The 16,954-nt window shown below is 41.4% G+C and carries 18 protein-coding genes; 17 read left to right on the plus strand and 1 reads right to left on the minus strand.

The genetic code is table 11. The features are described 5' to 3' along the window. Positions 1–15: 15 nt before the first annotated feature. The 8 genes from GD002_RS10000 (at position 16) to GD002_RS10035 (ending at position 6,169) form a co-directional block, all read left to right on the plus strand. Positions 16–1,281: a tetratricopeptide repeat protein gene (locus GD002_RS10000; protein WP_153732226.1), complete on the plus strand. Its 1,266-nt coding sequence runs from the start codon at positions 16–18 to the stop codon at positions 1,279–1,281. A gap of 1 nt (position 1,282) precedes the next feature. Then, complete coding sequence (locus GD002_RS10005) at positions 1,283–1,837, plus strand: ReoY family proteolytic degradation factor (protein ID WP_153732227.1); 555 nt, start codon at positions 1,283–1,285, stop codon at positions 1,835–1,837. Positions 1,838–1,922: 85 nt separating this feature from the next. Then, positions 1,923–2,372, plus strand: a complete 450-nt coding sequence (locus GD002_RS10010) for a DUF2487 family protein (protein WP_194841546.1) — start codon at positions 1,923–1,925, stop codon at positions 2,370–2,372. A gap of 337 nt (positions 2,373–2,709) precedes the next feature. Next, positions 2,710–3,213, plus strand: a complete 504-nt coding sequence (locus tag GD002_RS10015) for a QcrA and Rieske domain-containing protein (RefSeq protein ID WP_153732229.1) — start codon at positions 2,710–2,712, stop codon at positions 3,211–3,213. Positions 3,214–3,235: 22 nt separating this feature from the next. Then, positions 3,236–3,910, plus strand: a complete 675-nt coding sequence (gene qcrB, locus GD002_RS10020; RefSeq protein ID WP_081244540.1) for a menaquinol-cytochrome c reductase cytochrome b subunit — start codon at positions 3,236–3,238, stop codon at positions 3,908–3,910. Positions 3,911–3,955: 45 nt separating this feature from the next. Beyond that, the gene (locus tag GD002_RS10025) at positions 3,956–4,723 is read left to right on the plus strand and encodes a menaquinol-cytochrome c reductase cytochrome b/c subunit (protein WP_153732230.1); all 768 of its coding nucleotides are present in this window, start codon (positions 3,956–3,958) and stop codon (positions 4,721–4,723) included. Between the two features lie 100 nt (positions 4,724–4,823). Then, positions 4,824–5,435 (plus strand): lipoprotein heptaprenylglyceryl N-acetyltransferase LhaT, encoded by a 612-nt coding sequence (gene lhaT / locus GD002_RS10030; protein ID WP_153732231.1) that lies wholly within the window; start codon positions 4,824–4,826, stop codon positions 5,433–5,435. A 65-nt stretch (positions 5,436–5,500) separates the two neighbouring features. Further along, positions 5,501–6,169 (plus strand): zinc metallopeptidase, encoded by a 669-nt coding sequence (locus GD002_RS10035; RefSeq protein WP_194841548.1) that lies wholly within the window; start codon positions 5,501–5,503, stop codon positions 6,167–6,169. Between the two features lie 61 nt (positions 6,170–6,230). Here GD002_RS10035 and GD002_RS10040 read toward each other — a convergent pair whose 3' ends face one another. After that, complete coding sequence (locus GD002_RS10040) at positions 6,231–7,103, minus strand: YitT family protein (protein ID WP_153732233.1); 873 nt, start codon at positions 7,101–7,103, stop codon at positions 6,231–6,233. Positions 7,104–7,261: 158 nt separating this feature from the next. Between GD002_RS10040 and GD002_RS10045 the strand changes: the two genes are divergently transcribed. The 9 genes from GD002_RS10045 to dinG all read left to right on the plus strand — a co-directional run bounded on the left by GD002_RS10045 (position 7,262) and on the right by dinG (position 16,945). Then, entirely contained in the window at positions 7,262–7,600 is a 339-nt protein-coding gene (locus GD002_RS10045; protein WP_153732234.1) for a nucleotide pyrophosphohydrolase, read from the plus strand. Next, positions 7,597–8,397 carry a 4-hydroxy-tetrahydrodipicolinate reductase gene (gene dapB / locus GD002_RS10050; protein WP_153732235.1) on the plus strand — a complete coding sequence of 267 codons (801 nt, stop codon included), beginning with the start codon at positions 7,597–7,599 and terminating at the stop codon, positions 8,395–8,397. The genes GD002_RS10045 and dapB overlap by 4 nt, the downstream gene beginning before the upstream one ends. A 26-nt stretch (positions 8,398–8,423) precedes the next feature. Further along, positions 8,424–9,566, plus strand: a complete 1,143-nt coding sequence (gene bshA / locus GD002_RS10055; RefSeq protein WP_153732236.1) for an N-acetyl-alpha-D-glucosaminyl L-malate synthase BshA — start codon at positions 8,424–8,426, stop codon at positions 9,564–9,566. Continuing rightward, positions 9,563–10,753: a CCA tRNA nucleotidyltransferase gene (locus GD002_RS10060; RefSeq protein WP_153732237.1), complete on the plus strand. Its 1,191-nt coding sequence runs from the start codon at positions 9,563–9,565 to the stop codon at positions 10,751–10,753. The genes bshA and GD002_RS10060 overlap by 4 nt, the downstream gene beginning before the upstream one ends. Continuing rightward, a complete protein-coding gene (locus tag GD002_RS10065; protein WP_153732238.1) occupies positions 10,731–11,714 on the plus strand; it encodes a biotin--[acetyl-CoA-carboxylase] ligase in 984 nt (327 codons plus the stop codon). Before GD002_RS10060 ends, GD002_RS10065 begins: the two co-directional genes overlap by 23 nt. 241 nt (positions 11,715–11,955) lie before the next feature. Then, positions 11,956–12,795 carry a 3-methyl-2-oxobutanoate hydroxymethyltransferase gene (gene panB / locus GD002_RS10070; protein ID WP_194841549.1) on the plus strand — a complete coding sequence of 280 codons (840 nt, stop codon included), beginning with the start codon at positions 11,956–11,958 and terminating at the stop codon, positions 12,793–12,795. Then, positions 12,792–13,673, plus strand: a complete 882-nt coding sequence (gene panC / locus GD002_RS10075; RefSeq protein WP_330583382.1) for a pantoate--beta-alanine ligase — start codon at positions 12,792–12,794, stop codon at positions 13,671–13,673. The genes panB and panC overlap by 4 nt, the downstream gene beginning before the upstream one ends. Then, positions 13,666–14,049 (plus strand): aspartate 1-decarboxylase, encoded by a 384-nt coding sequence (gene panD / locus GD002_RS10080; RefSeq protein WP_153732240.1) that lies wholly within the window; start codon positions 13,666–13,668, stop codon positions 14,047–14,049. Before panC ends, panD begins: the two co-directional genes overlap by 8 nt. A gap of 124 nt (positions 14,050–14,173) precedes the next feature. Next, positions 14,174–16,945: an ATP-dependent DNA helicase DinG gene (dinG, locus tag GD002_RS10085; RefSeq protein ID WP_153732241.1), complete on the plus strand. Its 2,772-nt coding sequence runs from the start codon at positions 14,174–14,176 to the stop codon at positions 16,943–16,945. Positions 16,946–16,954: the final 9 nt, after the last annotated feature.

The following is a 16,954-nucleotide window of genomic DNA, read 5'->3' on the forward strand; positions in this document are numbered from 1 at the left end:
AGTTCAGGTGAAAACATGAATATATTGCAAGATGTGGAACAAGTTTTATTGGATGGGGACCTAGATGCCCTAAATGATAGGATAAAAAATCTTCAATCCACTGAAGAATATGATGTACTGTACGATGTTGCCAATCTATTGATCGAGTATGGTTTTATCGGACAGGCGGATGAGATTTTCTCTCATTTGCTAGGTGTTTTTCCCGATGAAGCACAACTGAAAATTGATCGTTCTTCTACCTTGCTTGAACTAGGTGAAGAAGACGAAGCATTGCTTTTATTGACTGAAATTGAGCCGGACGAAGAGGAATATGTTCAAGCTCTCTTGGCTCAAGCTGATTATTATCAAATGGTGGGTCTGGCAGAAACTGCTCTTGCCAAAGTGCGTGAAGCCGGTACACTTGCGCCACATGAACCTGTGATCCAGCTAGCGCAAGCAGAATTATTGTTGGATTCCGGCAGATATAGTGAAGCGGTGAGGCTTTATAAGAAACTACATGAGACTAGTGATGAACTCGCTGGTGTCCGTTTATCCTCTCGCCTTGCAGAAGCATATAGTGCTGGAGCAGCGTACGAGGAAGCGATCCCTTACTACGAGGAATTATTACATCAGGAAACCAATCCTGAAGAGTTATTTGGATTAGGGCTAGCGTATTACCAGACGGAGCGGTACACGGACGCCCTTAGCCGATTGGAACAATTATTGGAGATGGATCCCGATTATTTCTCTGCCTATATGCTGGCAGGACAAAGCTATGCTCAGCTAAATGAGGATAGCAAAGCGCTTGAACTATTCAAGAAAGGGATCGAACGAGATACGTTTGATAAAGAGCTTCAACTTGCGGCAGGAAAGGCTGCTCTGAAGCTTCAACAACCTGATGTCGCAGAACGCTATCTTAAAGAGGCGCTCGTTCTGGATCCTGAATATATCGATGCCCTTGTGACGCTCGCTTCATTGTATGATCAACAGGAAGAAGATGAGCTGTTGATTGAGCTGTTAACGTATACAGAAGCAGATCAGTTGGAGATTCCGTTACTCCATGCTTTTCTCGCGTATGCCTATGAACGTACGGATGCTTATAAAGAGGCATATGAAATGTATGTGAAAGCATATGATGGGATGACTGAAGATGCCGGCTTTTTAGACAGTTACGCGAAATTTTTACTGGAGGAAGGCAAACAGTCTGATGCGCTTCAAGTGATTCGACAACTAGTCAAAAACGCTCCGCAAGCAGAAGAGTGGACGGCTTATTTAGAAGCGCAATCTGAAGAGGAGGTGTGAAATGAAAGCCATGGTTCCTGTAACCGCCAAGAAAGATTTTTTGCGGTGGTTTTTAAAACGCTATAGATTGAAGCGGCGGGAATGTGTATGGATTTTAAATTATCTTCTTAGCAATGAGCATTTATTGACCAATGTTCACTTTACAGACGAAGCTCATCACTGTCCACGGGCAATGATTATTTCTACCACAGAAGTAGACAGTATCCCATTTCGATTTTACAAAGGAAATTTAATGACTGCAGATGCTGAAAAATCATTTCACGACTTGCGGTTGCATCCTGATGAAAAAATGTTCATTCAATTGAATTTCAGGAATAGCAATAAATGTCCAGAGTATGCGAGCGTTGCAGAAGAAAATCCATATTTGCCTGAAGACCTTCTAACGAAGAAGAAAGATCAAGAAATAGCTGAGCGTTTGTTAGAAGAAAGTTTCACCCTCACTACAAATGATATGTTGTTAAAGAGGATTGATGAGGCGCTAGACCGTGGAGACCGCGAACTCTTTATCAGCCTAACTGCTCTGTTGAATGAAATGAAAAAAGACAAAGACCAATGACTTCACCAACTGTGGTGAAGTCATTCTATTGCTTTAAAGAAAAAACTGGGCTAAACTTTACAAAGCAATGATGGGAGGAATAGATATGAACTGGGTTCCAAGAGATGTGGATACATATAGTAACCAAAAGGATTACATTGATACGTTAGTAGTTCCGTTAATTTCAATTGATACAAGGCCGGAAACTATGAAAAACAGTGCGTCATCCGCAGAATTTTTAATGTACTTATCAACGTTTATTGAAAAACAATTTAAAGGAAGAATGATGTTTTCACCTCCTGTCTCCTATACACAATCAACAGACTTACAACAATTAGCAGACACGCTCACAGAGGATATGAAACAATCATCTTTTACGCATATCTTTTATTTGACGACCGACTCAAAATGGACAAACGTCTCCGTGGATGGGAAGATAATTTGGCTACCGGCGATTCCGCTCGATACAATGGACGAGCATTTGCGCCAAACCATCATGGAAGATCAACTGAGACAAGTACTGACTCATTTTATGGAAAAATGGAATGCCCAGTAAGACCTACCCGAAGTGAAAAGCGGTGGTATAATGAGAAGGCTAACACGGGGATTTCTTATGTGTAAAAAAGTGAAATATTGGAATGGGATGATTGAGCGGAATCTCCATACAGTTTTTAGTCTATCAGTAAATATTTCATGTAAAGCTTTTATTTGAGTAACATTGAAAAACCTTTCTCGTTTGTCACCAAATCTTAATATTTGTTCACAAACTTAAAGGCCTAGTAAAAGCATTATTGAATTTACTTTCATCTTGATATATCATAGATATGTCCTAGTATTACAATTAGCAAAAGAATGTCCGTGGGACTGACTTTGGAGTAAGAGGAGGGAAATTACTGATGAGCAATAAAGTGTCTAGACGCACGTTCCTGAGCTATGCACTAATGGGAACAGGTGGGTTCATGGCTTCTGCAATGCTGATGCCGATGGTTCGCTTTGCAATTGATCCTGTATTGGCGAGTGCTGGCAGTTCGGATTATATCCCAACACCACAAAAAGTCGACGAGTTAACAGACACTCCGGTTCGTGTAGACTATACAATCAAAGATCGACAGGATGGTTGGTATACATCTGACGTATCGAATACGGCTTGGGTCTACAAAGAAGGCGACAAGGTCATCGCACTTTCTCCAGTCTGTAAACACTTAGGGTGTACAGTTAACTGGGAAGGAGACGAGCATAAAAACGAATTTTTCTGCCCATGTCACGCAGGACGTTACAAAAAAAACGGTGCGAACATACCAGGAACACCGCCGCTTGGACCGCTTGATGAATATGAAGTGGAGATCATCGACGGCTTTGTTAGTCTTGGTGCAACAATACCGAACACATTAGTCTAAAGGGTAAGGGGGTACGACCGTAGTGTTAAATAAAATTTATGATTGGGTGGATGAACGGTTAGATATCACTCCAATTTGGCGAGATATCGCTGATCATGAAGTACCTGAGCACGTAAACCCTGCACATCATTTTTCTGCATTCATCTATTGTTTCGGAGGTTTGACGTTTTTCGTAACGGTGATTCAAATCTTGTCTGGTATGTTCTTGACAATGTATTACACACCGGATATCGAAAACGCATGGAAATCAGTTTTCTACCTTCAAAATGATGTTGCATTCGGTGAACTTGTGCGTGGGATGCACCACTGGGGAGCTTCGCTAGTAATCGTTATGATGTTCCTACATACTTTGCGTGTATTCTTTACAGGGTCTTATAAAAAACCACGTGAATTGAACTGGATCGTCGGCGTATTGATTTTCGTCGTTATGCTTGGTCTAGGGTTCACAGGGTATCTATTACCTTGGGATATGAAAGCTCTATTTGCAACGAAAGTTGGGATTGAGATTGCCGCGTCTGTGCCTTTCATCGGAGAACAGATTAAAATTCTTCTCGCGGGTGATTCCACGATTTTAGGTGCACAAACGCTAACAAGATTCTTCGCGATTCATGTATTTTTCCTACCAGCTGCTTTGCTTGGGTTGCTTGCAGCACACTTTATCATGATCAGAAGACAAGGTATTTCCGGACCACTATAAGAATTTGTGGTACGGTCATCTGAAATTTAAGAAGGAGGGAATAACATGCACCGCGGTAAAGGGATGAAATTTGTTGGAGATTCGCGCATTAAAGCATCAAATAAAATGCCGAATGTTCCAAAAGATTACTCAGAATATCCGGGTAAAACCGAAGCATTCTGGCCAAACTTTCTATTGAAAGAGTGGATGATTGGATCGATTTTCTTAATCGGCTATCTAATCGTTACACTTGCACACCCGTCTCCACTTGAGCGTCAAGCGGACCCGACGGATACAATGTATATACCGGTTCCTGACTGGTATTTCCTATTCATGTATCAATTATTGAAATATGAATTTGCATCCGGTCCTTATAACGTGATCGGTGCCATCGTCATTCCAGGATTGGCTGTTATGGCATTAATGCTAGTACCTTTCATGGATACAACGAAAGAGCGACGTCCATTTAAACGTCCATTGCCTACAGGCTTTATGATTCTTTCATTCTTGGCAATTTTCTACTTAACTTGGGAATCAGTTGTGAATCACGACTGGGAAGCAGCGAAAGTTCAAGGTCAAATTGTTGAAGAAGTAGAGTTTGATGAAACTGCCGAAGGATATCAAATTTACCAAGGTTCCTCCTGTATCGGCTGTCACGGTGACTCATTTCAAGGTGGATTGGGTTTACCATTGACAAATACAGGAATGACTGCAGATGAAATTATTGCAATAGCCCATGACGGTCGAGGTGCAATGCCTCCTGGTACTTGGGAAGGTTCGGATGAAGATCTTCAAACTCTTGCTGAGTTCATCGAAGGTTTGAATACGAAGTAAGAAAAAGAGTCAGGAAACTGACTCTTTTTTTCTATATACTCGGTCTAGATAACGCATCCTCAATATACATACGTTCAGGAAGAATTGAAAGGTAGGAGGTATGTTTTTGCGCATTTTATTTACACAGTTATGGATGATTCTTTCTCATAAATCATTTTTATGGATTCTTCTTTTCATTAATATATTCGGCACCGTATACGGATATGATTGGTATATGTGGCAGCTAGAAATAACAGAACCGAAGTTTTGGATATTTGTGCCGGATAGTCCGACAGCTACCTTGTTTTTTTGTTTCGCAATCATTGGATGGTTATTGAAACGAAATTTTAAGTTAATGGAAGCGCTCGCACTCATCACGTTAGTTAAATATGGCATATGGGCTGTTGCGATGAATTTCCTTATGTTAGCAGAGACAGGCTCGATTGACCCAGTTGGTTGGATGCTCATCGGCTCTCACTTTGCGATGGCTGTTCAAGGCGTTCTGTATATGCGGAATTATCGATTTAGCGGTTGGCATATAGCGATTGCAGCCATTTGGACGTTGCACAATGATGTCATTGACTATGTATTTGGTCAAATGCCTATTTATCATGACATAATGAAGTATAGTCCACAAATCGGCTATTTCACATTTTGGCTGTCCATTGCATGTATCGTCATTGCGATCTGGAGCTTGAAATTTAGAGCCAAATCACTGCGAATGAACCAATAGCTAATAGTTGCAGTAAACAAGCAAAGATTATAAAATTGAAGTAGAAAGAAAGGGGAGAGATTAACTTGATATGGATTTATTTTGGTATTATTATATTGCTTCCAATCTATGCACAATTTAAAGTGAAAAGCACATATAATAAATACTCGAAAGTACGTTCTACGTCAGGTATGACAGGAGCACAAGTGGCTCGCCTCATTTTAGACCATAACGGTTTACATGATGTGAAGGTTGTAGAAAGTAAAGGTTTCTTAAGCGACCACTACAATCCTATGACGAAAATTGTTGCGTTATCTTCAAGTAACTATCATGAAGCATCGGTTGCTGGTACTGCGGTAGCTGCCCACGAAGTAGGACATGCGATTCAAGATCAGCAAGATTATTCATTTTTACGCTTCCGGCACAGATTGGCGCCCGTTGCGAGTTTGACATCGAATGCATCTTGGGTATTTATCATGATCGGCTTGATTTTCTCCAGTATGAATTCATTGCTTGGGATTGGGATTTTGCTAATGGCGGTTGGGGTCGTATTCCAAGTTGTTACATTGCCAGTAGAATTTAATGCTTCTTCACGTGCGATGGATCAAATTGTGGAGCTAGGTATTATCCGCAATGAAGAAGAACCACAAGCAAAGAAAGTATTGAGCGCAGCTGCGATGACCTATGTTGCCGCTACAGCAGTTGCTGTTCTTGAACTAGTACGCCTAGTATTGATTTTCGTAAATCGTGACTAACAAATAAAAATTTGTTGCGTAAAAAAATCCGTCGCTAACCTAACTGTTAGCAGACGGATTTTTAGTCGTGAAGCGGTCGTTTTTGGTCGTCTAATGTAAATCCTTCTCCCATTACATCGTGCACTTCCATTAAGGAGACAAACGCTTCGGGATCAACAGAGATGATCATATTCTTCAAACGTATCATTTCGTTTTTTCCTACCACACAATACAAAATTTCACGATGTTCTTTTGAAAAGTGTCCGTATCCCTTAAACACCGTCACACCTCTACCCATGTGGTTACCGATTTTCTCTGCTAGTTCGTCAGGATAATTCGTTACAATGAATGCTCCTCTCGCGGAATAGGCTCCTTCCTGTACGAAGTCAATTACACGAGCTCCAACGAATAAAGCGACCAGCGTATACATCATCGACCGGTAATCCAAATAAACCGCCCACGATAGCAAAATCACTGCAGCATCGAATGCAAACATCGTTTTCCCCATCGTAATGCCGAACTTCTTATGAGCTAGTCTGGCAATGATGTCAGAACCGCCAGTTGTGCCACCGCTCCTGAAGATAATCCCAAGTCCAACACCAATAAAGACTCCTGCGAATAACGCAACGAGAAATAAATCGCCTTCCATATGAATCGCTACTTGATATTTCATAAAGATTTTGATGAAGAAGGAGACCGCAACGGTGCCGATTACCGTATAAATGAATGACCTTCTACCGAGCATTTTCCACCCAAGAAAAAACATCGGAATATTCAACACTAAGTTCATAACCGCCGGATCCCATTGGAATGCAAAAAGCAAGATCAACGTAATACCTGTGAATCCACCTTCTGCCAGTTCGTGTTGAATCGTGAAGTTAACAAGGCCAAAACTAAAAATGGCCGCACCTAGTATGATTAATAATATATTGCGTATACGAATACCTGAGAACAACGACAACATTCCTTTCATTGGAGGGCATATTATTTTATAGTGAAGATGAATCTAAAAACTTCGTTGAAATTAGAGCAATATAGACAGTATGTGCTAAATATTTTATTTTGACAATAGGGAGTAGAATGCATACGATAGGAAGGGGAGCTGATACCGGAATGGAACCATCTAAATCAATGGCACAAATGCAACAAGATGTCGATGCATACATAACAAGTTTTAAAGAAGGTTATTTTCCTCCAATGGAGTTAGTGGCAAGGTTAACAGAAGAATTAGGCGAATTATCTCGTGAAGTCCAGGATCGTTATGGCATGAAGAAGAAGAAATCGACGGAAGCCGTACGTACGCTGGAAGAGGAAACGGGCGATTTATTGTTTGTACTTATTTGTTTTGCGAATTCGCAGAATATAGATTTATCCGAAGCTCTTGAATCGGTAATGACGAAATTTAACACAAGAGATGCGGACCGTTGGACAAAAAAGGAGGAAACAACATGACGATAAAATTAGCAATAGCTGGAGCACGTGGACGAATGGGTGGCACAGCGGTACTAGCTGCAAATGAAGCAGCGGATATTGAAGTGGTGGCAGCATTAGATTATAAATATGATGGTCAATTTTTACATAATGAAATCGTAACCGAAACGGAAGAGGGAATTCCGATCTATACCTCATTATCCGCATTACAGGCAGCACATAATCCAGATGTATTGCTAGATGTAACGGATCCAGATGCTGTCTTCGTGAATGCAAGTGAAGCGTTAGCATTAGGAATGCACGTTGTCATCGGCACATCTGGTCTAACTGCAGAAATGCTTACAGATTTAGAGAGTCTTTCGATAGAACAAAAGAAAAGTTGCGTCATTGCACCAAACTTTTCAATCGGTGCTGTGTTAATGATGAAATTTGCACAGCAAGCAGCCCGCTATTTAGGGGATATTGAGATTTTAGAAATGCATCACGATCGCAAACTAGATGCGCCTTCTGGAACGGCAGTCAAGACGGCGGAGATGATCCGAGAAGTACGTGCTGCACATATACAAGGGCACCCCGAAGAACAAGAGAAGCTTGCAGGAGCAAGAGGCGGAGATATAGAAGGGATGAAGATACATAGTATACGACTTCCGGGCTTACTAGCTCATCAAGAGGTATTACTGGGCGGTGAAGGTGAACTATTGAAGATTCGCCACGATTCATTCGATCGGAAATCATTCATGCCAGGAATTTTGCTGGCCATTCGTGAATCAGTCTCGACAACACAGTTCGTCTACGGACTAGAAAAAATCATTGATTAAAATTTTGCGGTGAGGCGGTTGAACGTATGGCAGTACAACGAAAATTAAAAGTCGGTGTGATTTGTTATCCATCATTAGGTGGTTCGGGTGTAGTGGCGACAGAATTGGGAATGAAAATGGCGGATCAAGGCCATGAAATGCATTATATAACTTCTAGTAAGCCATTTCGTTTTCTCGATGCCCACCCGAACATACAGTTTCATGAAGTGACAATTGAAGGATATGCAGTGTTTAAGTATCCGCCTTATGATATAGCACTCGCTAACCGGATCGCACAAGTCATTCAATCGGAAAAACTCGATTTACTGCACGTTCATTATGCAGTGCCACATGCAATTTCGGCAGTGTTGGCAAAAGACATGGCGGAGTCCACGATCGGTATCATTACCACACTTCATGGCACTGATGTTACGATTCTTGGGTACGATCCTGCGTTGAAAAATACGTTATCATATGGAATCAATAAGTCTGACCGAGTCACTGCGGTATCTGATTCATTAAAAAATGAAACGATCGAATTATTACAACCGACAACAAACATCCAGACGATCTACAACTTTATCGATGAAGAGAAATATTATCCTCGTAATGATCAAGAACTTCGGAATGAGCTGGGAATTTCTTCAGATGAAAGAATACTAATCCATATTTCGAATTTCAGGAAAGTGAAATGCATTCCAGATATCATTGAAAGTTTTCAATTGATCCGTCAACAGCATGATGTCAAATTGCTATTGGTTGGAGAAGGACCTGAAAAGTTTGATTTAGAACAATATGTTGAGACAATTGGTTTGCAGGATGATGTGTTATTTTTAGGTAAACGCGATGATTTGCCCGAGTTACTTTCGATAAGCGACGTCATGTTACTATTATCAGAAAAAGAAGCGTTCGGTTTAGTCTTGCTGGAAGCTTTCGCATGCGGTATACCTGCTGTAGCGACTGCGATCGGAGGCATTCCTGAGGTAGTAGAGGACGGCTATAATGGCTTCTTGGTCCAATTTGGAGATATTCAAGCAGTCGCTGAGCGGGTATCACGGCTGTTAACAGACGATACACTCTATCAGCAAATGAAAAACAATGCGATACGGACGGTGCGTGATCAGTTTAGTTCCGAACAAATCGTTTCTCAATATGAAGCATTATACTATGAAGTGGCGGAGATGAAATGACAACTTCTTTTGGTTCAGCTGCGAGCCATCAAGTCGTTCAGCAACTACAATCGGCAGGATATGAAGCTGTATTTGTCGGTGGTGCGGTACGTGATTTTGCGCTAGGCAAGGCACCTGTGGATATCGATATTGCGACGTCCGCTACACCTGAACAAGTCAAAAGTGTGTTTCACCATACAGTAGACATCGGGATTGCGCATGGAACTGTATTAGTTCTAATGCAAAATGAACCAATTGAAGTGACCACCTATCGCACGGAAAGTACTTACAGCGATCACCGGAGACCTGATCAAGTGTATTATGTCACCTCGCTGAAAGAAGATTTGCAGCGCCGTGATTTTACTATCAATGCATTGGCTATGACGTCTGAGGGTGAGATGATTGATTTATTCGGAGGACTTCAAGATTTAGAAAATCAATTGATTCGTTGTGTCGGTTGTCCTGCTGAACGTTTTGGAGAAGACGCGTTACGGATTTTTCGTGCACTGCGTTTTTCGGCCGTGTTGAATTTTCGAATCGAACAAGAAACGTTGCAAGCAATGAAAGGACTCTCTCATGAATTGCAACATATTGCCATTGAGCGTATTAAGGTGGAGATGGATAAATTACTCCAAGGGAAATACCCAGCGGTTGCATTTCAATATGGTAGAGAAATCGGATTACCCACACTTTTTCCTGACTTGTTTTCTTCTTTCGAACGTCTTGATGTCTATGCGCCTTTCCTCCATGCTCGTCATGGATGGGCTGCGTTGCTCTTGACGAGTGATGCAACACCCGCAGAAATTGCCAATAATTATAAATTATCGAATGAAGAAAAACGTTTTTTGAAGCAATGTCATGAAGCTGCATGTAGACGCTCGCACCGCAAGTTCAATGACTTGGATCTTTACCATTTTTCAGTAGATGTATTGGATATTGTCGAAAGAATTCATCAAGTACAACATTCGAATAAAGAGATCGTGACACGTGAAGATTTATGGGAACGTAAAAATAATTTACCTATTCAACACCGTTCTGAGCTTTCGTTTACTGGCAATGACTTACTCAAATGGTCAGGGCGGCGTGGCGGGAAGTGGACGAGCGAGTGGATTAGCAAAATTGAGGAAGCGGTAATCTGCAGGCAAGTTGAAAATGACGCAAAGGCGATAAAGGAATGGTTTTTATATGAAATCTCCAGTGAAAAATGAACTGCTGAAGAAACTGTTTGCAGCAAAAGGTGAGCCCGTGTCTGGACAAGATATGGCAGATGAATTTGGTCTTTCCCGAACGGCCATTTGGAAATATATTAAGGAACTAGAAGAAGAAGGATATAAAATCGGGTCGTTGCGGAAAAAAGGCTATTATTTAATTGAAATTCCCGATCTAGTGAATCAAGCAAATATAAAAAAGCATTTACAAACTGCAGAGTATGGACATACCATCCACTATTTTAAAACTTGTCCCACTACACAGACGATTGCCCATGAAGAAGCGCAGAATGGGGCAGCTGACGGTACATTAATCATTGCAGAAGAACAAACGGCCGGCAAAGGACGACTTGCACGACCGTGGACGTCGAATGAAGGCCGCGGCATCTGGATGAGTCTGATCATTCGTCCCGAACTTGCTCCCCAACAAGCTCCGCAATTAACGCTTGTGACCGCTGTAGCCATTGTACGTGCAATTGAAGAAGTAGCAGACATTCAGCCTGTGATAAAATGGCCGAACGATATATTGATCAATGGTAAAAAAGTAACTGGTATTTTAACTGAACTACAGGCAGATCCTGATCGAGTCAAAGCGATTATTCTCGGCATCGGGTTGAATGCCAATCAAGAACTAGCTGATTTTCCGGAAGAGCTGCAAACGATCGCCACTTCTTTGCGAATTGAAAAGGGTGAAAAGGTTGATCGAGCTTTATTAGTGGCCAAGATATTAGAATACGTAGAGCAGTATACTGCCCTTTATGTAGAGAAAGGTTTTGCTCCTATAAAGTTATTGTGGGAAAGTTATGCTTCGATTACAGGTAAGCGGATTAGAGCGAATATGGTAAATGAATCAGTAGAAGGAATAGCGCTAGGTATTTCTGCAGAGGGCTTGTTAGAGTTGCAACTTGAAGACGGCACAGTTCGTGGGATTTATTCTGCTGATATAGAAATAAAGAATTAAAGCTATACAGAATCTGCCTGTTTTGATATAGTATGAATCGTAGGGCGGTATCGTTAAGAGCTGCACCTGTCAGATAAAATGAAATAGCAACTAGATCTGCCTTGATCTGCATAGACAGGGACGGAGGAAGCAATTTATTTACGCTTACGCAACCCTTCTGTCCAATTTTGGATCAGCAGGGTTTTATTTTGGTTTTGAGAGTCAAAACCCTGCTGAAATCCGTAAAAAGGAGAAGATGACTGTGAAAACAACAACAGATTTTTTGAAAATGAAAGCGACTGGTGACAAGATCAGTATGCTAACGGCTTATGATTTTCCCACTGCCCAAATAGCGGAACAAGCAGAGGTGGATCTCTTACTTGTTGGCGATTCTCTCGGAATGGTCGTGTTAGGTTATGACTCCACTGCACTCGTTACATTAGAGGAGATGATTCACCACGGAAAAGCTGTGCGAAGAGGCGCCAAAGATACGTTTGTCATTGTAGATATGCCGTTTGGAACATATCACGGATCAACGGATCAAACATTGCAACAAGCGCTTCGTCTATTCCAGGAGACAGCTGCCAATGCGTTAAAAGTGGAAGGCAGCGGGGATGTGATCGATAAAATTAACCTGTTAACTACAGCTGGTATCCCTGTGTGTGCACATTTAGGTCTTCTTCCTCAGTCTGCAGGTGTGACGGGTGGATATAAAGTACAAGGCAAAACTGCTGCGGCTGCTAAGCAATTAATTGAGGATGCAAAAGCGTGTGAAGCTGCTGGTGCATTTATGATTGTGTTAGAATGTATCCCATTCCAACTGGCGAAAGAAGTGGCACAATCGGTTTCCATTCCGATCATTGGAATAGGGGCTGGTGCGGAAACGGATGGTCAAGTGCTTGTGTTCCATGACATGGTTCGATATGGCAACCACAATTTACCGAAGTTTGTTGAAAGCTATGCCGATGTGGGGAAAGATATTGAAGGTGCCATCAAGCTTTATAATTTAGCTGTAAAAAATGGTTCATTCCCTGCTGAAAGTCATCGATTCACGATGAAAGAAGAAGAACTAGATGCACTGTATGGAGGAAAAAAGCTATGAATGCCAATGCAACGATGCAAATCGTCCGATCTATAGCTGAACTACAAAATATACTGAATACGAAACAGCGTGATGGGCGGACTGTCGGGTTTGTTCCTACGATGGGTTTTCTTCATGAAGGTCATCTTACATTAGTGAAACATGCAAGAAGAGATCACGATATCGTGGTCATGAGTATTTTCGTCAATCCAGCTCAATTCGGACCTGGAGAAGACTATGAAGCATATCCGCGTGATGAGCAACGAGATGCAGAGTTAGCGTCAACAGCTGGCGTCGATTATTTATTCATTCCATCTGTAAAAGAGATGTATCCACATCCGAGCAGTATCCGGATCTTACCAGGAGAACAAGCGACACGTTTATGTGGAGCTTCTAGACCGGGACATTTCGACGGTGTATTGAAAGTATTATTGAAACTTTTTAATATAGTCGATCCAGATGAATCATACTTTGGCATGAAAGACGCTCAACAATTGGCCATTATCGAGACATTCGTGCGTGATTTCAATCTGCGGACAACCATTTCACGTGTACCAACCGTACGTGAAGAAGATGGCTTGGCTAAGAGCTCTAGAAACGTTCGCTTAGAAAAAAGTGAACGGAATGAAGCAAGTGCCATCAATCGAGCATTAGTGGCGGGCAAAAAAAGATACTATGAAGGTGTTCCTCTTCAAGAAGTTGAGAAGATTGTTCGGAAAGCAATTGAAAACGAAACGTCTGGAACGATTGATTATGTGACGGCACTAGCTTATCCGTCGCTGAATGAAGGTTTCAATCAGACAGAAGAAGTAATTATTGCGGCAGCTGTAAAATTCACTTCCACAAGATTAATTGATAATATTATTATGTCAACAATAAAGGATGAGAAAAATGTTTAGAATGATGATGAATGGTAAATTACATCGTGCGACCGTCACGGAAGCTAACCTGAATTATGTAGGTAGCATTACGATCGATGCAGATTTATTGGATGCGGCAGGTATGTTACCAAATGAAAAAGTGCATATCGTCAATAACAATAATGGCGCACGCTTTGAAACCTACATTATCGAAGGAGAGAGAGGTAGCGGGGTAATTTGTGTTAATGGTGCTGCAGCACGTCTTGTACAACCAGGGGATATCGTCATCATCTTGTCCTATGTTTATGTAACGGATGAGGAAGCGCGTACCCATCAGCCGAAAGTTCTTATTATGGATGAACAAAATCGCATTAAAGAACTCATTACTGAGAAACCAGGAGTCGCGATCTATTAAGGTATTTTGGAAACCCATTTGAGAATCATCAAGTGGGTTTCTTTTTGGTTCGTGGAAGACGTGAGTACCTGTTCTAAATATGATACAATTTGCTATAGAAACCAAATAGGAAGTTGATGATGGTATGCCTAGTAGTAAGTATGCAGTTGTCGATTTGGAAACAACAGGTCATTCACCTTCAAAGGGAGACCGGATCATTCAGATTGCAATTGTATTTATTGAAAACAATCAAATTATAGATAAATATATGCGGTATGTTCATCCTCAACGTTCTATCCCGCCATTTATTCACCAATTGACCTCGATCGGTGATGAAGATGTAGCAGATTCTCCTCCTTTTGAAGCCATCGCACAAGAAGTTGCCGATCTGCTTGCCGGGTGCGTATTTGTTGCGCACAATACCGACTTTGACGTGTCATTTTTGCAAAAAGAGTTGGTCCGCTGTGGTGTGTCCAAGTGGCAAGGCAAGAAAATTGATACAGTGGAGTTAGCGAAAATATTGTATCCAGCCTTGCCTAGTTATCGCTTACAGGACATTGCGGAAGCTCTTCAAATACCGCTCCATCAAGCACATCGGGCAGACGATGATGCAGAGGCGACAGCGTTATTCTTATTGAAAGCAATGACAAAAATTCATCATTTACCTAAAGAAACGCTAAGCCTCTTGCATGAACGTTCATTTGCATTGAAATCAGATCTATCTACGTTGTTCTATGAAGCACTAACACTCGCCCGAAGAAAAGAAACGCCAAAAGAGTATGCGCTTTTTCGCGGAATTCCTTATCGTAAAGAACCAAGCACTTATGATGTATGGGATAAGGCAATCAAATTTCCTTCAGGTGATGCAGAAAAAGAAGAGTTATTACAGCGTATAAATACAAAGTTTCACGTTAGAAGAGGGCAAGCGGAGCTGATGGATTTAACATGGCAAGCGTTTGTAGAAAAAAAGCAAGTAGCTGTCGAAATACCAACGGGTGTCGGCAAAACGATAGGCTACTTGATTCCAGCTATGATCCGGGCGTATGAAACGAGACAGCCGGTTGTCATCAGCACTTATACAAATCATCTAGTCGACATGCTAGCGGAGGAAGTCAGTCATTTGGGGAATGCGTTGCAGATGAATATTCCAACTGCTGTCATTAAAGGCATGGCAAATTATATTTCATTAGGAAAATTTGAAGAATTACTACGTTTCAGTGACGAGGTCTATGATGATTCCATGACAATTATGCAAGTACTCGTTTGGCTGACGGAAACGACTACGGGTGATTTGGATGAAGTGAATGTCTCAGGTGGCGGTCCACTATTTATTGATCGGATCCGTAAGCGTTCAATGAAACTAAAAGAGGATGAAAAAGTAGTTGATTTCTACTCTCGCTGTTTGGAGCGTTGCCGTCATTCTATGTTATTGCTGACGAATCATGCGATGATTATGAATGATAGCGAGCGTATCAATCCTTTATTTCAGTCAATAAGTGGTCTGATTATCGATGAAGCACATCAATTACATCAAGCGGCTATTCAAACGCATGAACAAGTTTTCTCATACACCAATTGGAAATACGTAATGAGCCAGTTGAATTCATTTAGCAATGGGCAGTTGCTTTTCGATATCCAAGAAATTTTGATGGGGTTTCACTTTAACCACAGATTTTCTACCGATCGACTACAGACGACTTTTGAAGAATTTATGTTAGCTTTCGACGAATCGATGATGATACTGGTGAATACGGATGTTGAATACAGTAATCGGATAGCGACAAGGACTGTTGAATCTTTAAAGAGTAGATCGTTGACTCATGAAAGCTTTCGGATCGTGTTGCGGAAAATGAATGAGTATATAAGCCTAGCTGAAAACTATATCGCCCCATTACAGCAACCAAAGAGAGAATTGACTCTTCATGAACAAGCTGCATTAAACGAATGGTTGTACTGGCTGAATGAAATGAAAATAAAAGCAGGAGAATGGGTTGAACTTTTTCTCGAGGAACCTCAAGCTCATCTTGCAATTTGGATGGAGAAAGACAGCAGAAGCCTGCCCGGCAGTCTGCGAATTAAGAAAAGTCCAATTCATGCTTCTTCGGTCGTTCACTCATTTATTGATCAAATTGAAGGAAGCGCAGGGATTCTATGGACTTCTGGCACATTAACCGCAGGTCAAGATAAACGCTTTGTACTGAATCAAGTAGGGGTTTCTTCTACTGTTCCGTTATACACCTTTGACGCACCTACTGACTTTTATGCGGGGGCAAATACATTCATTGTGGAAGACATGCCAGATATACAACAAGTTTCAAACGATGACTATATTCTTGCGGTAGCAGATGCCTTGATTCAAACCGCCATCGCTATCAATGGACGCGTGTTTGCTTTATTCTTATCTCATGACATGCTGAAGAAGACGTATGAATCGATCATGGACAGCGAATCGTTAAAAGGTGAGTATACATTAATTGCACAAGGAGTTAGTTCAGGAAGTCGACATAAGCTTCTCAAGACGTTTAAACAGCAGGAAAAAGCTATATTGTTTGGAACTACAAGCTTTTGGGAAGGCGTGGACGTACCAAGTGATGAACTCTCTGCTGTCGTCGTTGTGCGATTGCCATTTACGTCTCCTGAAGAACCATTATTCAAAGCGCGGTCTGCTGCTTTACAGACTGAACAAAAAAATGCCTTTACACACTTAGGCTTACCTGAAGCCATTCTCAGGTTCCGTCAAGGATTTGGCAGATTAATCCGTTCATCTGAAGAACAAGGATTTTTTATTATACTAGATAGAAGAATTGATACAAAATCGTATGGTCAAAGCTTTTTAGAAGCCTTACCACAATCTTTTGTTAAAAAAGTATCATTAGAAGCTCTGGTGAACGAGATTGAAAATTGCTATAATAAATGATGGAATCAA

Origin of the sequence: Sporosarcina obsidiansis, assembly GCF_009651005.1 — a bacterium.
GTDB lineage: Bacteria > Bacillota > Bacilli > Bacillales_A > Planococcaceae > Sporosarcina > Sporosarcina obsidiansis.